This window comes from Limnohabitans sp. TEGF003, assembly GCF_055395455.1.
The window spans coordinates 1-24,590 of record NZ_AP029225.1 but is presented as its reverse complement, the minus strand read 5'-3'; the positions used below and the strand labels follow the sequence as shown (position 1 = coordinate 24,590).

The 24,590-nt window shown below is 58.7% G+C and carries 14 protein-coding genes; 10 read left to right on the top strand and 4 right to left on the bottom strand.

What is annotated here, in order from left to right:
* Position 1 precedes the first annotated feature (1 nt).
* Positions 2-520, bottom strand: coding sequence for a LexA family protein (locus ACZ5RT_RS00070; RefSeq protein ID WP_464453150.1), 519 nt, complete (start codon positions 518-520; stop codon positions 2-4).
* Between the two features lie 817 nt (positions 521-1,337).
* Here ACZ5RT_RS00070 and ACZ5RT_RS00065 point away from each other — a divergent pair.
* The 10 genes from ACZ5RT_RS00065 (at position 1,338) to brxL (ending at position 18,894) form a co-directional block, all read left to right on the top strand.
* The gene (locus ACZ5RT_RS00065) at positions 1,338-1,547 is read left to right on the top strand and encodes a hypothetical protein (RefSeq protein WP_464453149.1); all 210 of its coding nucleotides are present in this window, start codon (positions 1,338-1,340) and stop codon (positions 1,545-1,547) included.
* Positions 1,544-2,344, top strand: a complete 801-nt coding sequence (locus ACZ5RT_RS00060; RefSeq protein ID WP_464453148.1) for a hypothetical protein — start codon at positions 1,544-1,546, stop codon at positions 2,342-2,344. The genes ACZ5RT_RS00065 and ACZ5RT_RS00060 overlap by 4 nt, the downstream gene beginning before the upstream one ends.
* Before the next feature lies 1 nt (position 2,345).
* Complete coding sequence (locus ACZ5RT_RS00055; protein WP_464453147.1) at positions 2,346-2,897, top strand: DUF1788 domain-containing protein; 552 nt, start codon at positions 2,346-2,348, stop codon at positions 2,895-2,897.
* 23 nt (positions 2,898-2,920) lie between these two features.
* A complete protein-coding gene (brxC, locus tag ACZ5RT_RS00050; protein ID WP_464453146.1) occupies positions 2,921-6,391 on the top strand; it encodes a BREX system P-loop protein BrxC in 3,471 nt (1,156 codons plus the stop codon).
* A gap of 136 nt (positions 6,392-6,527) precedes the next feature.
* Positions 6,528-7,454, top strand: a complete 927-nt coding sequence (locus ACZ5RT_RS00045; RefSeq protein ID WP_464453145.1) for an Abi family protein — start codon at positions 6,528-6,530, stop codon at positions 7,452-7,454.
* A gap of 5 nt (positions 7,455-7,459) precedes the next feature.
* Positions 7,460-10,852 (top strand): Eco57I restriction-modification methylase domain-containing protein, encoded by a 3,393-nt coding sequence (locus tag ACZ5RT_RS00040; RefSeq protein ID WP_464453144.1) that lies wholly within the window; start codon positions 7,460-7,462, stop codon positions 10,850-10,852.
* On the top strand, positions 10,852-12,582 hold the full coding sequence (locus ACZ5RT_RS00035) for an ATP-dependent nuclease (RefSeq protein ID WP_464453143.1): 1,731 nt from the start codon (positions 10,852-10,854) through the stop codon (positions 12,580-12,582). The genes ACZ5RT_RS00040 and ACZ5RT_RS00035 overlap by 1 nt, the downstream gene beginning before the upstream one ends.
* Positions 12,540-14,486 (top strand): ATP-dependent helicase, encoded by a 1,947-nt coding sequence (locus ACZ5RT_RS00030; protein ID WP_464453142.1) that lies wholly within the window; start codon positions 12,540-12,542, stop codon positions 14,484-14,486. Before ACZ5RT_RS00035 ends, ACZ5RT_RS00030 begins: the two co-directional genes overlap by 43 nt.
* Positions 14,487-14,512: 26 nt before the next feature.
* Positions 14,513-16,846, top strand: a complete 2,334-nt coding sequence (pglZ, locus tag ACZ5RT_RS00025) for a BREX-1 system phosphatase PglZ type B (protein WP_464453141.1) — start codon at positions 14,513-14,515, stop codon at positions 16,844-16,846.
* Between the two features lie 2 nt (positions 16,847-16,848).
* A complete protein-coding gene (gene brxL, locus ACZ5RT_RS00020) occupies positions 16,849-18,894 on the top strand; it encodes a protease Lon-related BREX system protein BrxL (protein WP_464453140.1) in 2,046 nt (681 codons plus the stop codon).
* A gap of 145 nt (positions 18,895-19,039) precedes the next feature.
* Here brxL and gyrB read toward each other — a convergent pair whose 3' ends face one another.
* From gyrB to dnaA, 3 genes are all read right to left on the bottom strand, one after another.
* The gene (gyrB, locus tag ACZ5RT_RS00015; protein ID WP_464453139.1) at positions 19,040-21,643 is read right to left on the bottom strand and encodes a DNA topoisomerase (ATP-hydrolyzing) subunit B; all 2,604 of its coding nucleotides are present in this window, start codon (positions 21,641-21,643) and stop codon (positions 19,040-19,042) included.
* A gap of 94 nt (positions 21,644-21,737) precedes the next feature.
* On the bottom strand, positions 21,738-22,847 hold the full coding sequence (dnaN, locus tag ACZ5RT_RS00010; protein ID WP_100118079.1) for a DNA polymerase III subunit beta: 1,110 nt from the start codon (positions 22,845-22,847) through the stop codon (positions 21,738-21,740).
* Between the two features lie 242 nt (positions 22,848-23,089).
* A complete protein-coding gene (gene dnaA, locus ACZ5RT_RS00005) occupies positions 23,090-24,490 on the bottom strand; it encodes a chromosomal replication initiator protein DnaA (protein ID WP_464453138.1) in 1,401 nt (466 codons plus the stop codon).
* Positions 24,491-24,590: the final 100 nt, after the last annotated feature.

The window sequence follows — 24,590 nt, the reverse complement described above, 5'->3', positions numbered from 1 at the left end:
CTCACAGCCCTATCTTGCCGAACTTGCCGACGACCACACCCCAGATTTCGAACGACATGCCTTCCTTGATTTCCAGGGGCTTGTAGTCTGGGTGCCCAGGCACCAAGAACACCCGGCCATCGGGGGTCTGTTGGTACTTCTTGACCAGGCGCTCACCGTTGACGAAAGCCACGACGATTTGACCGGACTGAGGGGGCTTGCTGCGGTCGCAGACAACGAAGTCACCGTCGTACACTCCGAACTCCTGCACAGACGGCCCATCGACCTGAAAAAACACCGTGCTCTTGGGCCTGGAGATGAGGAACTCGTTGATGTCGAGCTCGCGGTCTTGGAAGTCCTCTGCAGGGGATGGGAAACCGGCAGAGACCTTTGACAGACCCACTGGCAGCTCAAGCCTGGGGGCGTCGACCGCAGGAAACCAAGCGTCCTTGGGTAGAGGTGCGCTGCCATTGGCCGCTTGGGCCTTGATGGCACTGAGCAAGGTAGTGATGACTGGCTTGGCACCCACAGGCACCCGCATGGTGGTCGTTGCCTCACCGTACTGGGCCTTTCGACCAGCACCTTGCCGAGCACCACCACGAGCATCTTTTGAATTCGTCACAAATTCAATTATGCCAGCAACGCATGGTAAGCACCACAGACCTGCCAGCATGCCTCTGAGCTTGGGTCTCCACCTTCCATGTCTTCCTGGTTGGCCTGGTGACAGTCACACCACAGGATTATCTTGTTCAAATATCAAATCGAAAATCACCCAATCATGTTCTCCATCCAATTGATGAAGAAACAGAGGTGATGTATAGAATATAACTCTATATGTTATTTATGAATATTTGGATAAACCTCTTAACCTTCGGTTTATCCATGTTTAGAGGCTCTGTATTCTATTGAATATTATTGTAGTGAGAGCACGCCCAGCCATCCTGCGGCAAGAGACCGCAAGATGCCTTCAGGCCTGTCTCCCCGCTGAGTCGTAGAGAAAAGGTGCCGCCCGTCAGCCGTTCGTCTGAAGGCGCTAACTTCGCCACCTTCCCCGGGTTCTCAAGACTTTCCCACAGTCCCGGGCTCTCCCCCAACCGCTGTCGTTAGTAAAAGCCCCGACCAGTTGAGCGGCAAACAGAAAATCGGTTTGCCAATATGTATAGCTGTATTTTCTGAAAATAATCAAGCATTAGGATGATTATTCAAAAATACCTCGAAAAGACTTCGATATTTCGAATGGATGCAAGCGCATGAGCTCCCAAATCCGGAAAATAATTTCTGTAACAATAGACTGGCGCAGTGCAGTATGTTGCGTTAAGCTAGCGTTTTGCTAGCGTTGTGCTTGCAGGAGCGAACCCATGTCCGTCGTTAAGTCTCAAGTCGTCAGTGTCAGAGTGGAGCCGCATATCAAGGCGGCGCTTCAGCTGGCGGCTGAGCGTGAAATGCGCAGTCTGGCCAACATGGTGGAGGTCATGGTGGTGGCTTATTGCCGCGCCCAAGGCTACCCCTTGGAAGGTGTGCCGAAAGAAACGCTGCCCAACACCAACCTGCTGGGGAAATCTGCGTGACTGAACTTCAGCAAGAATTGCTGGCGAAGCTGGGTTTCCGGTTTGGTATCGGGGGGCCTCATGCATCAAGAACCATGATGCTCGATGACCTGCGTTTGCTTCTCGCGCACACCCCACCAGGCGCATCGCGTGAGGATTACGCCAGAGCTGTCGTTGATGACAACGTGCTTGGCAAGGCCACCCGCAAAACGCGAGAGCTCACCCTCAAATACTTGGTCGCCCTCTACGGCTTGAATCCAGACAACCCGATTTTTCGGGCCCTGTTACGGTTGTGGCCTGTCAATGAAGCGGCGCAGCCGGTCTTGGCGCTCGCAGTTGCTTTTGCGCGAGACCCTTTGCTCAGGGGCACGCAGAACATCTTTCTGTCTTTGCCAGTAGGAGCCAAGGTTCAGCGAGAGCACGTCGAGACCAATCTCGGTACTGCACATGCTGAACGTTTCAGTGCTGCTTCATTGAAGTCTTTGGCGCAAAACATCGCGGGCACATGGACCGCTGCAGGTTTGTTGCAAGGTCGCGCCATTAAAGTGCGTCAGTACCTGCAGCCCTATCCAGAGTCTGTGGCAATGCTGCTGTTTCTAGGCTACCTGGAAGGCCGAACCGGCCAGCGTTTGTTCACTTCGGACTGGATGAATTTGTTCAGTGGCTCATCTGGTGAGCTAGAGGCCATGGCAAGCTCGGCATCTCACCGCGGCTTGCTGGTTTTCATGAATGCAGGTGGGGTCAAAGAGGTCCGTTTTCCGGGATACCTGACGCCCGAAGAAGAAAAAGTACGAGAGGAGCTCTTGCATGTCATCTAAGGTGGCCAAGCTGGTTGCCGCTTACAGGCAACACCTGACCGTGCCATGGCAAGGCGGACTCGCTGCGATTCAGCGTGTCATTTTTGCGGTTTATGACAAAACTGATGAATTGCGTCTGCGAGCGAATGTCGATGAGTTCGCGTTGGTCACTCAGCAGGCAGGCAAGAAATGGCTGCTGCTGGATGTCACGAATGCCTTCCCGCAATGGATGGCAGCGCAGGAGTATCGGGATGCCTATTTCGAATCGCCCGAAGACTTGGCTGGCTACCAAAGCGGTGAACTGACCGAATTCGTTGCAGACCTCACCGCCAAGCTGAAGGCTGAAATCGAGGGCGTTGCTGGTCCGGACACCGTGGTCGCTTTGCTCGGCGTGGGTGCTCTGTTCGGACTGGGCCGTGTCTCATCCCTGGTGGAGGGCATCAAAGACGCCGTAGAGGGTCGTCTGCTGGTGTTCTTCCCGGGCGAGCATCACCCCGAGAACCACACCTACCGTCTGTTGGATGCCAGGGACGGATGGAATTATTTGGCCGTGCCTCTCATGGCGCAGGATTGATAAAAAACATCGAAGCAAAGGCAATGACCACCATGCTCAACAGGGACATCTACAACAAGCCCCCGAAAGAAAACCGCCTCGTGAATAACGGCGTGGCCGAAGTTTCCGAGGACCACTCCGAGGCCGCGCAGGCCATCCTGCGTTACGAGCTCGAGACCTTCGTCTGCGACGGTCAGTACGAAAAGGGCTTGGAGACCATCCTTGAGAAGTTCCTTCTCAACCTGGATTCACAAACCGAACAGCCGGGTGTCTGGATTTCGGGCTTCTACGGTAGCGGCAAGTCACACTTGGCCAAAATGCTGCGCACCCTCTGGACGGACTACCAGTTTGCCGATGGCGCAACTGCACGCAGCATCGCCAAAGTGCCAACGGGTGTTTTTGAGTCCCTCAAAGAGCTGACCAACAAGTCCAAGCGCCATGGAGGTCTGCACGCCGCAGCCGGCAAGCTGGGTTCTGGCGCTGGTGACAAGGTGCGGCTGGCGCTGCTGGGCATCGTGTTCAAGTCCAAAGGGCTGCCAGAGCAATACAACCAGGCCCAGCTGGTGCTCTGGCTAAAGCGTGAGGAGATTCTGGACAAGGTCGAGTCTGAGCTCAAGGCCAACGGCCGCACGCTCGCGCAAGAGTTGCCGCACATGTACGTTTCCGGGTACCTGGCCAAGGCGATTCTTAAAGCCCGCCCAGACCTGGCGCATACCGAAGCCGATGCCCGCAAGCTTCTCAAAGAGCAGTTTCCTCAGGTGACCGATGTCACCAGCGACCAAATGACAACAGCTATCGAGGCCGCCTTGGCGGAGGATGGCAAATTCCCGCTGACCCTGGTGGTGCTGGACGAGGTGCAGCAGTTCATTGGCGCTGATGCCGAAAAGGCCTTCCAGGTTCAGGAAGTGACAGAGACACTGAGCAAACACTTCAATGGCCGGCTCCTGTTTGTGGGCACCGGACAGTCTGCGCTCTCGGGCATGCCTAATCTGCAGCGCCTGATGGGACGTTTTCCGGTTCAGGTCATGCTGGGTGACTGGGACGTCGAAAACGTCACCCGTCAAATCATCTTGGCCAAGAAGCCTTCGGTCCAACCTGACATTGAAAAAGTCTGGCGTGGCAACCTGGGTGAAATCTCTCGCCATCTGCGGGGCACCAAGCTTGAGCATGTGACGGAAGACGAAAGCGTCATGACGTCCGACTACCCGCTACTGCCGGTCCGTCGTCGCTTCTGGGAACGTGTTTTGCGCACGATTGACACTACCGGTACGGTGTCTCAGTTGCGAAGCCAGCTTCGGGTGGTTCACGAGGCAGTTTTGGCTACGGCAGACGTGCCGCTGGGTCATGTGGTCTCTGGCGACTTCCTGTATGACCAAATTGCCGCCAACCTCGTCTCTACTGCGCAACTGCCCAAAGAGGTTTTTGAGAACGTGCAACGCTTTGCGGCTGGAGACGAGAAAGCCCAGCTCAAGGCAAAGCTGCTCAAGCTCATTTATCTCATCAACAAATTGCCAGCCGATGCCGCGCTGGACATTGGTCTGAAGGCCACTGAAGAGTCACTGGCTGACCTGTTGGTCACCGACCTGTCGGCAGGTTCATCTGAACTGCGCAAGTCTTTGCCTGCACTGCTCGATGAGCTGCAGAACAACGACCGCCTGGTCATGGCCATGGCAGGTGGCTCGGGTACCGAATACCGTCTCCAGACCCGCGAGTCCAGTGCCTGGTACGACGAATTCCGTGCTCAGGAGGCTGAACTCAAGGCCGCGCCCCAGCGGGTTGAGCAAAAGCGTTCTGAGTTACTCAAGGCCCGTTTTGGCGAAGTCTTGAAGAAAGTCAGAGTGACGCAGGGCAAGAGCCCAGAAGTGCGCACGCTCACGCCCAGCTACGACGACAGCCTTCCGAAAGACAACGACAAAAACCTGTTCATCTGGATTCAGGATGGATGGCAAAACGATGAGAAGTCTGTCATTGCCGAATCCAAAGGCAAGAGCGCGGACAACCCGACACTGTTTGCCTACCTGCCTGCGCAAAACAAGACAGAGCTCACCAATGCCATCGTGGCGCTCGAAGCTGCTCGAACCACCTTGCAGAAAAAGGGAACGCCAGCCACAGAAGAAGGTCGGGATGCCCAGCGCTCCATGGAGAGTCGACAGCGCAACGCAGAAAAAGAGCTGGCCGATTTAATCGACAAGCTGATGTCGGGTGTGCGCGTTTTCCAGGCGGGTGGGCAAGAAGCCAGCGATGGAAATGACTTGGCCGACCGCATCAACCGTGCGGCCAAATCTTCAGCCATCCGTCTCTACAGCCAGTTTGACGCGGCTGACCATGAGCAATGGGGCAAAGTGCTTGAAGAGGCACGCAAGGGCAACCTGGAGGCTCTAAAAGCTGTTGGCCACACCCAGGAAGCTGACAAACATCCGGTCTGTCAGAAGCTGCTGGGCTACATCGGCCCGGGCAAAAAAGGCTCGGAGATTCGTGAAAACTTTGATGCCCCGCCTTATGGCTGGCCGCGTGACGCCATTGATGGCGCACTCTACGCACTGCTGGCGGCAGGGCACATTAACGCGACCGACGCAGCATCCAAGCCGGTCGATGCCAAAAGCCTGGACCGCGCCAAGCTCACGCAAACGAGTTTCCGGCGTGAAAGCATCAACATCACGCCGATTCAGCTCATCAAGATTCGCAAGCTCTTCGACGCGGTGGGTGTACCTTGCCAGCCTAAGGAAGAGTTAAACAAGATGCCAGCGCTGCTGTCCAGGCTGCGCGAGCAGGCCTCCAAGGCTGGAGGAATTGCCCCTGCGCCAGAGGCTCCAAAGCTGACCGTCGTCGAAGCCATCGAGGCACAAAGTGGTAATGCTCAGCTGCTGGAGCTGTTCAATAGAAACGATGAAGTGTTGGCGCTGTCACAGGCGTGGAGCAAGACCGCCGAAGAAATCGCCAAGCGCTTGCCCACGTGGAACAAGTTGGGCGACCTGCTGCGCCATGCCAAAGCTTTAGGTCCCTACGCCAAGCTCAAGGCCGAGACGGATGCTGTTCTGAACCAGCGCAGTCTGCTGGCTGAACCAGACCCGGTTCGACCCCTGCTGGATGAAGCAGTTGACCTGCTGCGCCAAGCCTTGAAGGCCAAGCTGGATGGTTTTGAGCAAGTTTTCGTGCAGCAATGGTCGCAGCTGCAGGAAGATGCTGACTGGAAGAAGCTCAGCGACGCCCAGCGCGAGGATTTGACGGTTAAGCACCACCTGACGAAACCTGCTCAAGTGGTCATTGGTACGCCAGAGCAACTGCAGGATGCACTGGACGACTGCGACTTGGACCACTGGGTCTCCAAAACTCAGGCCTTGCCAAGCCGCTTCGAGGCTGCACGGCATGCGGCGGTGCAACTGCTCAAGCCCAATGTCGTACGCGTGTCGCTGCCCAAGCGCACTCTCAACGACGAAGCCGAACTCAAAGTCTGGTTGACCGAGGTAGAGACACTGTTGAGCGACAAGCTCAAACAAGGCCCTATCTCCCTGTGATGGGCTGGTATTTGTTGACCGAATAACGTTTTATGGCAAAATTCCCTGCAACAACACCCGCCACACTTCAGGCCTGCGTTTCGACGCTTGTACAGTGCTCCCAGGGCGGGTTTCTCTTTTTCGGAGCGGGTTTGCTGTGAAGTACCACAAACCCGCCCTAAGCAACGCTGACCTGCTGGCCAGATGGCACGCCAAAGGTTTGGTCATCGCTAGCGCTGTAGATGCTGAGCGAGCGCTGAATTTCATCGGGTACTTCCGATTGAGGGGCTATGCCCTGCCACTGATGACGCAAACCCCTGCAGGGCGTCAGTTCAATCCCGGTGCGACCTTTAACGATATCTTGGTTCGCTACGAGCTGGACCGTGACTTGCGTCGCATAACGCTGGGCCAGCTCGAACGCATTGAAGTGGCCGTGCGCACTGTCATCAGCAATGTCATGTCGATGCAGTACGGGCCTTTTTGGTACCTTAACCATCCCGCACAGGTTCTGGGTCATGCGACTGGCCCTAAGGGAAAACTCGAGCCCTTCAAATTGGGGGGCTTTCTGGGAGAGGTGGAGCGCGAAACCCAACGGTCCAAAGACACGTTTGCGCAGCATTACTTCAGCACATATACAGAGCCGCTGCTGCCCCCTAGCTGGCTCATGGCCGAATGCCTCTCGTTCGGTAAGTGGTCGGTGCTTTACCAGCACCTCCAGAAGGCAGACCCAGCGCATCCCAACCCGAAAAAGACGGTCGCCAAGGCTTTTGGCCTATCGGTCAGCCTATTGGAGTCGTGGCTGCACGCTTTGACCATTTTGCGTAATACCTGTGCCCACCACGGGCGCATCTGGAACCGCCGCTTCGGCTACCGCCCCGAGGTGTACGCCCAAGCACCTCAGCATTTCGCTGACCCCCAAAGCTATTACTGCCTGGCTGTGGTGATGCGACTGTTTTCTCGGGCGGTTGACACTCACGATGAATGGCCTGTGCGCCTGATGGACCTTTTCAAGGCCCACCCCACCATTGCAGCCGCCGAGCTGGGCTTTCCTACGGGTTGGGAAGCGGACCCGATTTGGAATTGACACGTATGACAACCCAAAACAACCAGCCGCTGGCCAAGCCCCTCCGCAGCCAGCTCGAGAACACCGTCAAGTCCGCCCGCGACGTGGCCGAGAAGGCCGCGCTGGCCGCGCTTCGGCAGCTAGCCGTGAGCGAGGCGAAGGCCCCGGACTACCTGAGCGACGACCTCAAGGCCCTGCGCCGCCGCCTGCGCGCCCATGGCCGTGCGCTGGGCGACGTGAAGGCCAAGGACGACACCCAGGGCCTGCAGCATCTGGTGTGGGAGGTGGCCTACGAGCACTGGCACCGCATGCTGTTCGCCCGCTTTCTGGCCGAGAACGGGCTGCTGATGTGGGAGCTGGGCGCACCGGTGTCGCTGGAGGACTGCCAGAACCTGGTCGACCACGAACAGGCCATGTTGGAGGGCGAGAAGCTCGGCTCCAAGACCCACTGGGAACTGGCCGGGAAGCTGGCTGCCCGCATGCTGCCCCAGGTGTTCAAGCCGCAGAGCCCTGTGTTTGAGCTGGCCTTCGCGCCCGAGCACCAGCGCGAGCTAGAGCGTCTGCTGGCTGCGTTGCCGCCCGAGGTGTTCAAGGCTTCCGACAGCCTGGGCTGGGTCTATCAGTTCTGGCAGGCCAAGCGCAAGGACGAGGTCAACGCCTCGGAAGTGAAGATTGGCGCCGACGAGCTGCCCGCCGTGACCCAGCTCTTCACCGAGCCGTACATGGTGGACTTCCTGCTCCACAACTCGCTGGGGGCTTGGTGGGTGACGCGGCACCCGGGCAAGGCCTGCCCCGTGCCGCTGACCTACCTGCGCACGCTGGAAGACGGCACGCCGGCGGCCGGCAAGTTCGAAGGCTGGCCGAACGAACTGAGCGAATTCAAGCTGCTGGACCCCTGCTGCGGTTCCGGCCACTTCCTGGTGGCGGCCTTCCTGCTGCTGGTTCCGATGCGCATGGCGGCCGAGGGACTGAGCGCGATGGACGCGGTGGACGCCGTGCTGGCCGACAACCTGCACGGCCTGGAACTGGACGCCCGCTGCGTGGAAATCGCCGTGTTCGCACTGGCCCTGGCGGCCTGGCGCTTCCCGGACGAAAACGGCGACCCGCTGGGCGTGCGCGCCGACATGCCCGCGCCGCAGGTGGCCTGCTGCGGCCTGAAGGTGGCCGCTAAGCCCGAGGACTGGATGGCCCTCGTGCCGGATGACGCACCGAACGCGGCTTACCTGCGGCAGGAACTGCGACTGCTGCATGCCAGCTTCGCCCAGGCGCCGCTGCTGGGCAGCCTGCTGGACCCGGCGCGCAGTCTGAAGAACGACCTGGCCACGTCGAGCTTTGACACCCTGCGTGACCTGCTGGGACGTGCACTAGCCACCGAGCGTCCAGCGACGCTTTGGGGGCAGGCGAGCGAGCTACAAGACGACAGCTGGGACTTGGCCCTTACCGCGAAGGGCTTGCTGGATGCTGCCCGGCTACTGGATGGGCGCTATCAATTGGTTGTGACCAACGTGCCTTACTTGGCGCGGGGCAAACAGCACGACACACTGAAAGACTACTGCGAGACCCACTACCCTGAGGCCAAGAACGACTTGGCCAACGTCTTCCTGGAGCGCTGCCTGGAACTCGCGGGGGACGCTGGTGTTGCAGCGCCGGTCATGCCACAGAACTGGCTCTATCAGCCGCGATACGAAGCCCAACGGCGTCAGCAGCTTGAAGACGTGTCATTCAACCTGCTGGCGAAGCTTGGGCCGGGCGCATTTGAAGGCATCTCTGGCGAAGTCGTCACTGTCATGCTCTTTGTAGTGACGCGCCAGCCGCCAAGTCTTGCGCATCGATTCGCGGGTCTTGATGTGACGAGCTTCAATACCGTAGCCCGAAAGGCTGCGGAGCTCACGCAACAAGAGGTGGTTGTGCTCCGCCAGAGGGACCAACTCGATAGCCCAAGTAGTGTGATTCGCGTCGATGAGCGCGAAATGTCAACTCTGCTCGGTGACTTCGCCTCCTTCACCAACGGCTTCCAGACCGGTGACTACCAGCGCTTTGGTCGCTGCCATTGGGAATTGCCTAAGTTCGGCATTGACTGGATTCCTCAGCAAACTACGGTGGATGGCACCACTTTGTATGGGGGCTGCACCCAGGCACTCCTTTGGCAGCAGGGGCGCGGAGACCTGGTTAGCTACGTCAAGGAGAAGTTGGAAGGAGCGACAGGAGCCTGGCTGCGAGGACAGGAAGCTTGGGGTAGCGAAGGTATTCAAGTTAGTGCGATGGGCGCGCTCCCCGTGTCCCTATATGCCGGGCATTGCTTCGATGACAACAGCGTTGTCTTGCTTCCCTCAAAGCCCAAGTACCTCGGACCAATCTGGGCGTTCTGTAGCTCCGACAGGTATACAAGCGAGGTAAGAAAGGTTAGCCAAGCACTGAAGGTGCGGGGCGCCTTGCTTGAAGTGCCGTTTGACGTTGACGAATGGACTAATGTCTATGAGCAGCAGTTCCCTGCTGGCCTTCCGGGAAAATCTTCAAACGACGCCACCCAATGGCTGTTCCACGGCCACCCGCAGCCCGCCACTGACCCGCTGCAAGTCGCCGTCGCCCGCCTGGCCGGCTACCGTTGGCCGGCCGAGACCGACACCGCCATGGAACTGGCCGACGAGGCACGCACCTGGATTGTCCGCTGCGAACAACTGGCCGAGCACACCGACGACGACGGCATCGTCTGCCTGCCCTCTGTGCGCGGCGAGGCGCCCGCGCATGACCGTCTGCTCAAGCTGCTGATTGCCGCCTGGGAGACTGTGCAGCTTGGCAGCTGGAAGCCCGCCGTGCTCGACAAGCTGCTGGCCGACGCCGAGTGCGCCGGCAAGGGTCTGGACGTCTGGCTGCGCGAGAAGTTCTTCGAGCAGCACGCCAAGCGCTTCCATCACCGCCCGTTCATCTGGCACGTGTGGGACGGCCTGAAGGATGGCTTTGCCGCGCTGGTGAACTACCACCAGCTCGACCACAAGAAGCTGGAGCGCCTCATCCACACCTACCTGGGCGACTGGATTCGCCAGCAGGAGGCCGGCGTTCGCTCTGGCGTAGATGGAGCATCCACCCGCCTGGCCGCTGCGCAGGACCTGAAGCGCCGGCTGGAACTCATCCTGGAGGGCGAGCCGCCCTACGACATTTTCGTCCGCTGGAAGAAGCTCGCCGAACAGCCCATCGGCTGGAACCCCGACCTCAACGATGGCGTGCGGCTCAACATCCGCCCCTTCATGACCGCCGAGGTCCTGCGCCACAACAAGAAGCCCAAGCTCAACATCACCTGGGACAAGGACCGGGGCAAGGACGTCGAGAGCGCACCGTGGTTCAAGGTCTTCAAGGGCGACCGCATCAACGACCACCATCTGACAGTGGCGGAGAAGCAACGGGCCAGAGGGGCTGCCTGATGCTGTTGACCAGTCTCAAGATTGAACACTACCGAGGCATCAAGGCACTCGAGCTCGTGCTCGGCCCTACGACCGTCTTGGTTGGGGAGAACAACTGCGGCAAGACGACGGTGCTCCATGCGCTGCGGTCTTGCCTGTACACCTTGCGCTCCGCTGGGCGAGCATCGCCGTTTGAAGAGTTCGACCTGCATTTCGACAGCAAGGCGGCGGACCCCACTACCGCGCCGCCCATCGTCATCACACTGACCTTTGAAGAGGCGACTGCGGGTGAGTGGTCGGATGAGGTCGAGCAGCGGCTTGGCGGCGACGGTGGCGTGATTGCCTTGATGCCCCCCGACGACCGAAGCCGGGTTCAGATGCGTGTCACGGCTCAGTATTCGCCAGTGACTCAAGAAATTGAGACCGTTTTTGAGTTTCTCGATGCTGCTGGGAATCCTCTGCCCACCAAGAACCGCAGCAGACTGACAAGCCTGCAGCAGCTGCGCCCGCTGTTCTACCTGTCGGCCTTGCGCGACGCGGGTAAAGAGTTCTCGCGGACTTCACAGTTCTGGTCGCCCTTCGTCAAGAACTCCCAAATCGACGACGCGACCAAAGCTGCCATCGAAACACAGCTAGAGGACATCAACGCCCAAATCATCGAGGCTCATGGCACCTTCAAAGGGGTGCGTGAGCATCTGGCCAAGGTTCAAGAGTTGGTCGCGCTGGGCGGGCAGGATGTTGTCAGTGTGGACGCCGTGCCGGCAAGGGTGTTCGACATGCTGAGCCGCACGCAGGTTAGCATCGCTTCGTCCACCGGTGCCCGACTGCCTATTGGGCGACATGGCGAGGGCACGCAGAGTTTGACCGTGCTGATGCTTTTCGACGCATTCCTGAAGTCCGAACTGGCCAGGAAGCAAGGCGTCAAGGAGTCGAAGCCCATCGTTGCGCTGGAAGAGCCCGAGGCTCACTTGCATCCGAACGCAGTCAGGGCGCTGTGGAAGACCATTGACGATATTGATGGCCAAAAGTTGGTCGCAACACATTCGGGCGACCTGCTTTCCGAGGTCGACGTCCATTCAATTCGCCGGCTGTACAAGAAGGATGGAAAAGTACAAGTCGGCGCGCTACCTCGTGGACTCCTGGACGAGCGGCAGTCGCAGAAATTCGACTATTTCGTACGCAGGACTCGTGGAGAACTCTTTTTTGCCAGGACGTGGCTTCTGGTGGAGGGGGAAACGGACGTAATCATCCTAAGTGGCGCTGCTCGAGTGCTCGGCATTGAATTGGAGCAAGCGGCAGTGCGTATCGTTGACTACGCGCAAAGCGACCTCTCTATTTTTGTCGCCGCTGCCGATGCGCTTGGCATCCAGTGGCATGTGTTCTCAGACGGCGACCCGGCGGGCCTCAAGAACATTAAGAAGGCACAGGATGCACTTGCTGGCCGAGACGAGGGTGCACACGTATCGCTTCTTCCGAACAACGAGCCAATTGAGCCGTTCTTGTGTCGGCGTGGCTTCATGGAAATCTTCGAAGAGCATGCCAGCGCGCAGAACAGGCCACGTTACATCACGGTAGACAAGACGGACGATGCCTATCCCGGCCAGCTCTACCAATGTCTCCCCAACAACGGCAAGCCGTCGGCAGCCCACGCTGTAGTGGCGGCGATGGTCGTCGCAGGAAGCGAGTCTGTCCCAACAGAAATCGCTGAATGCCTGAAAGCCGCTGTTCAACTTTCAAAGGGCGACCAGTGAAATACCTTGAGAAGCTCAACCCCAATCAGCTAGCAGCGGCGCAGTGGAACGAGGGCCCCTTACTGGTGCTGGCGGGCCCAGGGTCTGGTAAGACGGCCACCCTAACTGCCCGTGTCGGGCGACTCGTCGAGCAGAGTCGTGATGAAGCCTTCCGAATTCTGTGCTTGACCTTCACGAGAAAGGCGGCAGCTCAAATGCGCGAGCGGCTGCTGAAGCTGGTGCCAGACGCGAAAGAGCGAGTGCTGCTGACAACGTTTCACTCGTTCGCCACCGATATCCTTCGGCAGCACGGGAGTCACTTTGGCTTGAGCCCAGACTTCGAAATTCTTGAGGAGTCGGAGAGAGTTGGCCTTATCAAGTCGCTGCTGGCGGAGAAGGCAGACGAACTTACAAAGTTCGTCTCTGCCGAGCGGGCATTGACTGCCGTCGACTTCCTACTTCGGAACGCGACGCCCAATGAAAAGGTTCCGACTCTGCTTAAGGACCCAGAAGCAGGACAGCAGCTCCAAGTACTGTTCGCACGCTACAAGGAACTCTTGAAGCTGCAGAACTGCTTGGACTATGGAGCCATCCTGTACTTTTGCGAGGAGTTGCTCCGAGAGCGTCCTCGCATCAGCAAGCAACTGCGCACGGTCTATCGCTTCATTTGCGTTGACGAGTTTCAGGACACCAACGTCGCGCAGTACCGCCTGCTGCGTGCCCTGGCGCCTGAAAAGGCCGCCAACGTTTTTATCGTGGGGGATGATGACCAAGTCATCTACCAGTGGAACGGGGCCAGTCCAACCAGGGTGCGAGAGCTTGTGCAGCACTACGACCTGACGACCATCCAACTGCCGGAAAACTACAGATGTCCGCCTAAGGTGGTGGCCTTGGCTAACGCGCTTATCGTTCACAACGGTGAACGTTCTGCAGACAAGAAGCCCCTGCTCTCCATGAAGGCTGACTCGGGGGCGGACCCCATCGAGCTTTTGGCCTTCGAAGATGACCAGCAGGAGGCTCGAGGTATCGCCGAACGCATCAAGGAAAGGCTTGCAGCCGGGGCTCGCCCTGAAGATGTGGTGGTTTTGGCCCGTGCGACCAAGCTGCTGGAGCGTGTTCATAAGGCCCTGGGCGAGGTCTCGGTTCCAAGCCACGTGCAGCGGCGGAAGTCTCAGTTCGAAAGCGCGCCTCTCCGATTCATAGCGTCGGCTCTGAAGCTGGCGTTGGTGCGGTCAGATGATGAATTGGCTGCAACAGTCACGAAGGCGCTGTCGGACTGCGTCGAGCAAGACTCGAGCGAGGAAGATTTGGCGGGCTTCTCCGCACAGCTCAATGGTGACCAACTGGAAGCACTTGGAGCGCTAGTCACAGACAGTGCAGCAGTCCCTCGACCGCTGCAGCAATCGGTCTTTGCCTTGGTCCGTGGCGACTACGCGAGATTCATTCAAGAAGCGTTGGCCTATTTCGATTCCGTCGAGAGAGAAAGCCGAGACAGCGGTGACGAGCAGTACGCCGAGTACCCGTCGGAACGCGCTGTGTGGCAAAGCATCATTCGGGAGATTGGAGGCGAGGAAGACGCCTATTCGCTTTCGCTGGGCCAGTTTCTGCAAGAGCTTGCGCTTGCCAACAAGACACCTGAATCACCGGCCAACTCAGTGCGTTGCTTGACCGTTCACAGTTCCAAGGGGCTTGAATTCCAGCATGTTTATCTCGTTGGCATGTCCGAGGACCAGTTGCCATCGTTCCAGAGCAAGAAGTCTGGCGATGACAGTCGCGAGATGCAGGAAGAGCGTCGCAACTGCTTCGTTGCCATCACAAGAACCTTGGAAACGCTGACCATGAGCTACGGAGAAAAGTACAACGGATGGCCCAAGGCGCCATCGCGGTTTCTTTTCGAAATGGGTCTGCTAGGAGCTAAGCAGTGAAGGCTTTTACGAACCGGACTACGTCAATGTCTTTGCTTAGCAACGCGCTTGCTGAGGCCCTCTTGTCCGCAGCGAAAGGTAACTCGCACACGGCCGCCCCGACAGCCGCAGTGCTCTGGCCCGACAAGGACCGTCAGTGGGAGCCGGCTATTGGCTTATTGCGGCAGGCGATGCCCAACCTGCTGATACTGGGCAGCTACGACGTTGAGCGACGCTCTGGTCCTTCCATATGGCTGAAGTGTGCGTTGGCTGGGCTCGTGTCCGAAGTGCCGCTGAACGGAGTACCAGTCGTATACCTGCCTGGTGTGAGCCGTGCCGAGTTACGGGCCATCGAGAGCTGCCCACGTGACCTGCAGCCGCTGGCTGAGCTGCAGTACCGGGGTGCTTTCTGGTGTCAAGTTAATGCCAAGGACTGGACGGTCAGTGCTTTCCTGTCCTCGAACAACGGCGGACTCGGGTTGGATGTGGCACAAGACAAGGCTACCCAGGAGGCACTGGCCCAGGCGGTAGCTGCTGGTGTACTGCTCAACAGACCTCTTGATGAGTTGAAGGGCCGACAAATAAACGCTGAATGGCTCCTTAGCTTATTGGCACCCAACCCGACCCGCGACTTGCTCGTGTGGCTGAATGCGCCTCAGACTTCGCAACATCAATGGGCTGGTGTTCGCTGGGACGTCTTCTGCAAGCTGGCCAAGACTGATTTCAACTTTGACCCGGTCAGCGACGGACCATTGGTAGCAGCTGAAAAGTTGGCTCGTCGGGATGGTAAGTGGGCAGCCGTGGCTGAGCTTTACATGGACTCCTACACCAGCTTCCCAGAGGTGTTGACGCTGCTTCGCACAGTACAACCACCTGAAATGGGGCTCTTCCCTGACATGGACCAACTGGCCGGCTACCCGCAGGCTAACGAACAAGGCGAAGCGAGCCTGCGGTACGCTATGTCTGCTTGTGCCGCGATGGATGCCGCGCAGGCGCGTGCTGCCGTCGTTGCTGCTGAAAAAGAGCACGGTGCACGACGTAGCTGGTTGTGGTCACGCATGGGGCAATCCTCCCTCGCATTAGCCTTGGAGCATTTGGCTCGTTTGGCAGAGCTGAGCGCCGCATTGCCCATTGGCAATACACCCAATGAGTTGGCTGCGAGCTATGAGCAGGGTGGCTGGAGAGTCGACGATGCTGCAACCAAAGCCATGGGAGCAGTTCACACCAAGTTGGATACCGATGCCGTCGGTGCTGCGGTCCGTGCTCTTTACTTACCATGGCTGGAAGAAGCGGCCAAGCGTTTTCAGGATGCAGTGAAGAAAGTGGGCGGCCTACCTCCGTTGGAGTCTGCTCTGGACCTGTTGGTGAAAGACAAGGGCACTTGCACAGTATTTGTCGATGGGTTGAGATACGACGTCGCCCAGCGACTGCAGTCCACACTGCAAGGATTAGGCACGGCTACATTGACAGCACGCTGGACCAGCATGCCTTCGGTCACAGCCTCAGGCAAAGCATGGTGTTCTCCGGTGGCCGGTTTGGTTGCCGGTACAGCTGATGACATGGAGTTCGAGCCTCGCGTTGCCGCAGAAGGCAAGCCTCTTTCTGGCCATCACTTTCGCAAATTGCTCAGTGAGAACGGCGTGCAAGCGCTGGACAAGCAAGAGACGGGCGACCCGAGCGGATGCGGCTGGACCGAATCCGGGGACTTAGACCACTATGGCCATGAACACGGCGTTCGTTTGGCGCGTGACGTGGATGCCCAGCTGGCTACGGTGGTTGAACGCGTGCAAGAACTCCGCGACGCCGGTTGGAGTCGGATTCGCATCGTTACCGACCACGGTTGGCTGCTGGTACCCGGTGGTTTGCCCAAGACCGAATTGCCCAAGCACCAGGCGGAAACGCGCTGGGGCCGCTGTGCAGTTCTCAAGGACTCTGCCCACGGGACGCCATTGACCTTTGGTTGGGATTGGTGCAAGGACGTTCAGGTGGCCTATGCCCCGGGCGTGTCATCCTTCATTGCCGGTTCGGATTACGCACATGGCGGATTGAGCTTGCAGGAGTGCTTGGTGCCTGTCTTGGATATTGACTTCTCTGGTGCTCAATCAACTCAGCTGCAAGTCACCATCAAGGCTGTAACCTGGAAAGGTCTGCGCTGTTCCGTAGAGGTCGAAAGTGCCGCTTCTGGTTTGTCGGTTGACTTGCGCACCAAACCGGCTTTGGCCGCTTCCAGTTTGGCAGCGAGTGTGAAAGCTGTCGAGAACGGTAAGGCAAGCCTGGCTGTGGCTGATGATGACAACATGGGCGTCGCAGCCGTTGTTGTTGTCCTGTCTGCGGAGGGTCAAGTCCTGCAGAAACAGTCGACGACGGTTGGAGGAAACTGAATATGCAACTCGATGAATTAGACGTTAAAGCAACCTCTGCCTTCGAAGGCTATGTGGTTCGCAAGGACCTGGTGCGCACTTTCAGTCGCCAGTTTCCTGTGCCGACCTATGTGGTTGAGTTTTTGCTAGGCCGGTATTGCGCCACCACGGATGAAGCTGAAATCCAGGAGGGTCTGGACATTGTTCAGCGCCAGTTGGCCTCCAGGACTGTGAAAGCTGGAGAAGAGGAGCTTTTCAAAGCCAGGGCTCGTGAGTCCGGCTCCGTCAAAATCATCGACATCATCACGGCGCGTTTAGATTCCAAAACCGATTCATACGTGGCCACCTTGCCCAGCCTCAGGCTGACCGATGTACGGCTCACCCCAGAAATGGTCAAAGACCATGAGCGCATGCTCACGGGTGGCTTCTACGCCGAAATCACTCTCGGGTACGACGCATCCATCGCTCAGGAGAAGGGTGGTCGTCCATTTGGCGTGGATGCTTTGCGCGCCATCCAGCTGTCCAAACGTGAAGTGCTGGATGTCTTGGCCAAAGGCCGGGAACAGTTTTCGACTGCCGAGTGGCGTGATTTGTTGCTGCGCAGTGTCGGGTTTGAACCGGAAACCTTGCCAGAGCGCGCCAAGGATGCGTTGCTGTTGCGCATGGTTCCATTTGTTGAACGCAATTACAACCTGGTTGAACTGGGTCCTCGCGGCACCGGCAAATCGCATCTTTTCCAGCAGGTGTCCCCCTACGCCCACCTTATCTCTGGTGGCAAGGCAACCGTAGCGCGCATGTTCGTCAACAACGCCAGCGGTCAGCGTGGCTTGGTTTGCCAGTACGACGTGGTTTGCTTTGATGAGGTGTCTGGCGTTTCTTTCGACCAGAAAGACGGCGTCAACATCATGAAGGGCTACATGGAGAGCGGTGAGTTCTCTCGTGGCAAGGAAAGCATTCGCGCAGATGGCTCCATTGTTCTCGTGGGTAACTTCGATGTGGACGTTGAGCATCAGCAGCGGATTGGACATCTTTTTGGACCCCTGCCACCAGAGATGCGTGATGACACCGCGTTCATGGACCGGATTCATTGCTTCTTGCCTGGTTGGGACGTACCCAAGCTCAATCCGGGTCTTTTCACATCCCACTTTGGCTTGGTGAGTGATTTCCTTTCTGAGTGCTTCACTCAGCTCCGCGGTCAGAGCCGTGTCTCTACATTGCAGGGCCGTGTCCGTTGGGGTGGGGCGCTCTCGGGTCGAGACCTCAACGGGGTCAACAAGACGGTCAGTGGCTTGCTCAAGCTGCTCTACCCCGGCTCTGACATGACCGTGAGCGAGGAAGACCTGGAGTGGGCCGTGCGGCTGGCCCTTGAAGTGCGTCGTCGAGTCAAGGAGCAGCAAAAGCGCATTGGCGCAGCTGAGTTCCGCAACACCCACTTCAGCTATACCATTGGTACGGAGGGCGTAGAGAAGTTTGTCAGCACCCCAGAACTTCAGAGTCAAGGAGGCATTGGAGACGAGCCACTCGAGTGTGGACAGGTATGGGTGCTGAGCCCGGGTGGAGATGACGAACATCCGGGTTTGTTCAGGCTCGAAATCAATGAAGGTCCCGGCAATGGAGTCAGAGTTTTGAACAACCCAGTCCCCGCGCCGTTCAAAGAGTCCATCCGCTGCGCAGAGCAAAACCTCTACGCTCGTGCACAGCAACTGGTGGGCGACCGAGACCCAAGGTCACATGAGTTTTCTGTGCAACTGCGTGGCTTTGACGCGGCAAAGGCTGGAGCCAAGACCGGGGTCGGTGCACTCATCGCTTTGTCGAGTGCCTTGCTCAAGAAGTCAGTCCGGGGGGGCCTGGTTATTGTTGGTGAAGTGACCCTGGGAGGCACCATTGAGGCTGTCCACAACGCCGTCACTCTGGCAGAGATTGCCGTCGAGAAGGGTGCTAAGGCCTTGCTGCTCCCAGTCTCATGCCGTCGCCAGTTGTTCGACCTGTCTGACGAAATGGCCACCAAGCTCGATATCGAGTTCTACCAGGATGGACGAGATGCTTTGCTCAAGGCGCTGGATGACTGAAGCGGGTTAGCAGCAAAACACTCAGCCGTTCAAAGACTGACATCTAGCTTCTTGGTTTTTTATGCCTTGAAGTAATGAGAGACCACAAGTTCGATGGCTTGTGGTTTTGAGTTCGATGGCTTGTGTCTTTGCCTACAACACCCACTCAAATATCAATGTTCCCCGCCCGCAGCGCGTTGCTCTCAATGAAATTGCGGCGTGGCTCCACCTCGTCGCCCATGAGCATGGTGAACACGCGGTCGGCTTCGATGGCGTCGTCGATCTGCACGCGCAGCAGGCGGCGCACGGTGGGGTCCATGGTGGTTTCCCACAGCTGGGCGGGGTTCATCTCGCCCAGGCCTTTGTAGCGCTGGCGGCTGGTGGTGCGTTCGGCTTCGCTGATGAGCCAGTGCATGGCCTGGCGGAAGTCGCTGACTTTTTCTTCTTTCTGGCGCTCACCTTCACCGCGAATGGCCTTGGCGCCTTCGCTGAGCAAACCACGGAAGGTGTCGGCGGCTTCGGCCAGAGCGCCGTAGTCCGCGCCGTGCACAAAGTCTTGCGTGATGATGCTGCTCTTGATGTTGCCGTGGTGGCGACGGCTGATGCGCAGAATGGGTTTGTCGGTGCGCACGTCAAACTCGGCGCTCACTTCGGCCGGGATGCCTGTGGTGTTGAGTTCGCGCAGTTTGGCTTGCAGTGCGGGGGCGCATGCAGCGGCTTGCTCCATGGTGTCCAGGTTCAGCGACACGCCGTCAGCCATGGCCCGCAGGGCTTCGGCGTCCATGAAGTTGGACAGGCGTGCAATGACGTGCTCGGCCACTTGGTGTTTGCGGGCCAGTGCTTCCAGCGTTTCGCCACTCAGCACTTGCGGTGCAGCGCCGCCCGTGCTGATGCTGGCGTCTTTGAGCGCGATGCGCAGCAAGAAGCCGTCCAGCGCCGGGCCGTCCTTGAGGTACAGCTCTTCTTTACCGGCTTTGACTTTGTAGAGCGGCGGCTGGGCAATGTAGATGTGGCCACGCTCGACCAGCTCGGGCATCTGGCGGTAGAAGAAGGTCAGCAGCAGGGTGCGGATGTGCGCGCCGTCCACGTCGGCGTCGGTCATGATGATGATGCGGTGGTAGCGCAGTTTGTCGACGTTGAAGTCGTCGGTGCCGCTCTTGCCGGATTCGGCGCTGGCCTTGCCAATGCCGGTGCCCAAGGCGGTGATGAGCGTGACGATTTCGTTGCTGGTCAGCAGTTTTTCGTAGCGGGCTTTTTCGACGTTCAGGATCTTGCCGCGCAGAGGCAGGATGGCCTGGAATTTGCGGTCGCGGCCTTGCTTGGCCGAGCCTCCGGCGGAGTCACCCTCGACGATGTAGATTTCGCACAGGGCCGGGTCTTTTTCCTGGCAGTCGGCCAGTTTACCGGGCAGGCCCATGCCGTCGAGCACGCCTTTGCGGCGCGTCATTTCGCGGGCTTTGCGTGCAGCTTCGCGGGCGCGGGCCGCTTCCACAATCTTGCCGCAGATGATCTTGGCGTCGTTCGGGCGCTCTTCCAGATAATCGGTCAGGGCCTTGGCCACGATGTCTTCCACCGGGGCGCGCACTTCGCTGGACACGAGCTTGTCTTTGGTCTGGCTGCTGAATTTTGGCTCGGGCACTTTCACGCTCAGCACGCAGCACAGGCCTTCGCGCATGTCGTCGCCGCTGACTTCGACCTTTTGCTTTTTGGCGATCTCGTTTTTCTCGATGTACTTGCTGATGACGCGGGTCATCGCCGCACGCAGGCCCGTGAGGTGGGTGCCGCCGTCACGCTGCGGGATGTTGTTGGTGAAGCAGAGCACGCTCTCGTTGTAGCCGTCGTTCCATTGCATGGCGACTTCCACACCAATGCTGGTGCCGGGGATGCCGCCATAGCTGTCGGCCGGGCGCTCGCCGTTGGCGTGGAAGGCCGTAGGGTGCAGCACCTTTTTGTTGGCGTTGATGAACTGCACGAAGCCTTGCACACCGCCTGCACCGGAGAAGTCGTCTTCCTTGCCGCTGCGCTCGTCTTTGAGGCGAATGCGCACGCCGTTGTTCAGGAAGGACAACTCGCGCAGACGCTTGGCCAGGATCTCGTAATGGAAGTCGTGGTTCTGCGTGAAGATGTCGGTGTCGGGCAGGAAGTGCACTTCGGTGCCGCGCTTGTCGGTGGCACCCGTGACGCGCATGGGCGAGACTTCGACGCCGTCGACGGTGTCGAGCAAACGGTTTTGCACAAAGCCCTTGGCAAAGTCGATCTGGTGCACTTTGCCTTCGCGGCGCACCGTCAGGCGCAGCCACTTGCTCAAAGCGTTCACGCACGACACGCCCACGCCGTGCAAACCGCCCGAGACCTTGTAACTGTTCTGGTTGAACTTGCCGCCTGCGTGCAGCTCGGTCAAGGCGATTTCGGCGGCAGAGCGCTTGGGCTCGTGCTTGTCGTCCATCTTCACGCCCGTGGGGATGCCGCGGCCGTTGTCGGTGACGCTGATGGAGTTGTCGCTGTGGATGGTGACGACGATGTCGTCGCAATGGCCCGCCAGCGCTTCGTCGATCGAGTTGTCGACGACCTCGAACACGAGGTGGTGCAGGCCCGTACCGTCAGAGGTGTCGCCGATGTACATGCCGGGGCGTTTGCGCACCGCTTCCAGGCCTTCCAGAATCTGGATGGAGCCTTCGCCGTAGCCTTCGGATGCGCCCGCCTGGTTGGCGTCGATCTTGGGTTGTGCGGTGGTGAAAGCGTCTTCGCTGGGGTTGATTTCGTCGGTCATGTTCAATTTTCTCTGTCGCTTGAATGGCCGAAACCCGCGAGAGGTCGCGGGTTTCGATAAGGTGGGCCAGAAAGGGGCCGTGGGGGCTTTCGCCTTAAATGCGCATGGGCATCACCACATATTTGAAGTTGTCGTTCTCGGGGATCGTGATGAGCGCCGAGCTGTTGGCGTCGGCCAGATCGATGCGGACCATGTCCTGGCCCATGTTGCTGAGCACGTCGATGATGTAGGTGACGTTGAAGCCGATCTCGATGCTGTCGCCACCGTAGTCGATGTCGAGTTCGTCCACGGCTTCTTCCTGTTCGGCGTTGGTCGAGGCCACGCGCAGGCTGCCGGGGTCGAGATTCAGGCGCACGCCCTTGAACTTGTCGCTGGTCAGGATGGCGGTGCGCTGCAAGCAAGACAACAGGGCTTGGCGGCCCAGGGTCAGGTTGTTGCTGTGGCCTTTGGGGATCACGCGGTTGTAGTCGGGGAACTTGCCTTCGACCAGCTTGGTCACGAACTCCATGCCGTCAAAACTGAACTTGGCCTGGTTGTTGGCGAACTGCATCTCGATCGCGCCGTCGGCGTCCGACAGCAGGCGCTGCAGCTCGAGCACGGTTTTGCGCGGCAAGATGACTTCTTGTTTGGTGGGCACTTCCACATCAAGCGTGGCGGCAGTGAAGGCCAGGCGGTGGCCGTCGGTCGCGACAAGGCTCAGGCGGTTGCCTTCGGCCACAAACAAAATGCCGTTGAGGTAGTAACGGATGTCGTGCACGGCCATGGCAAACGAGACTTGCCCCAGCAATTGCTTGAGGGTTTTTTGCGGCACGCTGAACACGGGGCCGAAGCTGGCCGCTTCTTGCACCAGCGGAAAGTCTTCAGCGGGCAAGGTCTGCAAGGTGAACTTGGACTTGCCGCCCTTTAGGATCAGCTTGGCTTGCGACGATTCGAGGCTGACGGTTTGGTCAGCGGGCATGGTGCGCAGGATGTCGATGAGTTTGCGTGCGCCCACGGTGGTGGTGAAGTCGCCTGGGTCGCCGTCCATCTCGGCGGTGGTGCGGATCTGGATTTCCAAGTCGCTGGTGGTCAGCTGAACGGCGTGGCCGGTTTTGCGGATCAGCACGTTGGCCAGCACGGGCAGGGTGTGGCGGCGCTCGACAATGCCGGACACGGATTGCAGGACCGACAGCAATTTGTCTTGGGTGGCCTTCAGGACGATCATTTGTCTACCTTTGGTGGTTCTTTTCAGGCGTCAGCCCAGAATGGGCGAGTGGATGCAAACAGGGTACATTTTCGCCGTTTTTCGGCTGTTTTTTTGCCCAAAACGCCTGTTTGGGCATTCTTTTGCCGGGGATCGGCTGGGGCCTTCGTGGGAGCGAGCACCCGCTCGCGAATGCCCGCACGACCGGGGCGCCAGCATTCGGCCGCAGGGGCGGCCTCCTACAGGGGAAAAATGGTCTGTCATCAGCCCTTGAGGGTTTGCTCCAGCACGTGCAGCTGCTGGTTCAACTCGGTCATTTGCTGGCGCTCGGCGCTGATTTTTCGCACGGCGTGCAGCACGGTGGTGTGGTCACGACCGCCAAACAGCTCGCCAATTTCAGGCAGGCTCTTTTGGGTCATTTCCTTGGCCAGGTACATGGCAATCTGGCGCGGGCGGGCAATGCTGGCCGGGCGCTTCTTGCTGTACATGTCGGCGACCTTGATCTTGTAGTAATCGGCCACCGTTTTCTGGATGTTTTCGACACTGATCTGGCGGTTCTGGATCGACAGCAGGTCACGCAGGGCGTCGCGGGCCAGCTGGATGGAAATTTCCTTCTGGTTGAAGCGCGAATAGGCCAGGATTTTGCGCAGCGCGCCTTCGAGCTCGCGCACGTTGGAGCGCACGTTTTTGGCCACGAAAAACGCCACTTCCTCGGGCATTTCGCTGCCTTCACTGATGGCTTTGTTGATCAGGATCGCCACCCGCATCTCCAGCTCGGGCGGCTCCATGGCCACCGTCAAACCCGAGTCAAAACGCGACACCAGACGCTCATGGATGTCGGCCAGGCCCTTGGGGTAGGTGTCGCTGGTCATCACGATGTGCGACTTTTTGGCCAGCAGGGCCTCGAAGGCATTGAAGAATTCTTCTTGCGTGCGGTCTTTGTTGGCAAAGAACTGGACATCGTCGATCAGCAGCAGATCGAGCGAGTGGTAATGCTGCTTGAATTCGTCAAAAGTCTTGCGCTGGTAAGCCTTAACCACATCCGACACAAATTGTTCGGCGTGGATGTAGAGAACCTTGGATTCCGGGCGGTCGGCCAGCAGCTTGTTGCCGATGGCGTGCATCAGGTGGGTCTTGCCCAAACCCACACCGCCGTAAATGAACAAGGGGTTGTACAGATGCCCCGGCGAGCCCGACACGTGCATGGCCGCTGCACGCGCCATGCGGTTGGCCGTGCCCTCGACCAGGTTGTCAAAAGTCAGGGCAGTGTTGAGCCGGCTGCGGAAGGTGTTGGTCGCGGGTTCTTCGGGCAGCTCGATCGGCTCGGGGCCGTTTTCCATCGACGATGGCGTGGACTGACGAACAGGTTTGACGGTGCCGTCACGCGGAGTGATCGCTAACTCTATTTGAACCGGATGGCCTTGCAAGTTCTCCAGCAAGGCAGCCAGACGGCCGGCATATTGGGCCCGGATCCAGTCGAGTTTGAAGCGGTTGGCCACAAACAGGGTGAGGCGCTGCTGGTCTTCCGAGAGCTGTGCGGTCAGGGGTTTGATCCAGGTGTTGAACTGCTGTTCGGGCAGCTCGCGGGACAGTTCGTCCACGCAAGCCTGCCACAAAGCCTGGCCGGCATCCATCTGAAATTCTGGGGTGAGTCCCTCGGACATGTTGTATTTATTTTTTGTGGACAGTTGAGAGAAAAATGGCAGGGAATTGAGGCTTATCAAGAGCTTATCCACATGCCCAAACGCATTCGCATGGGCATCA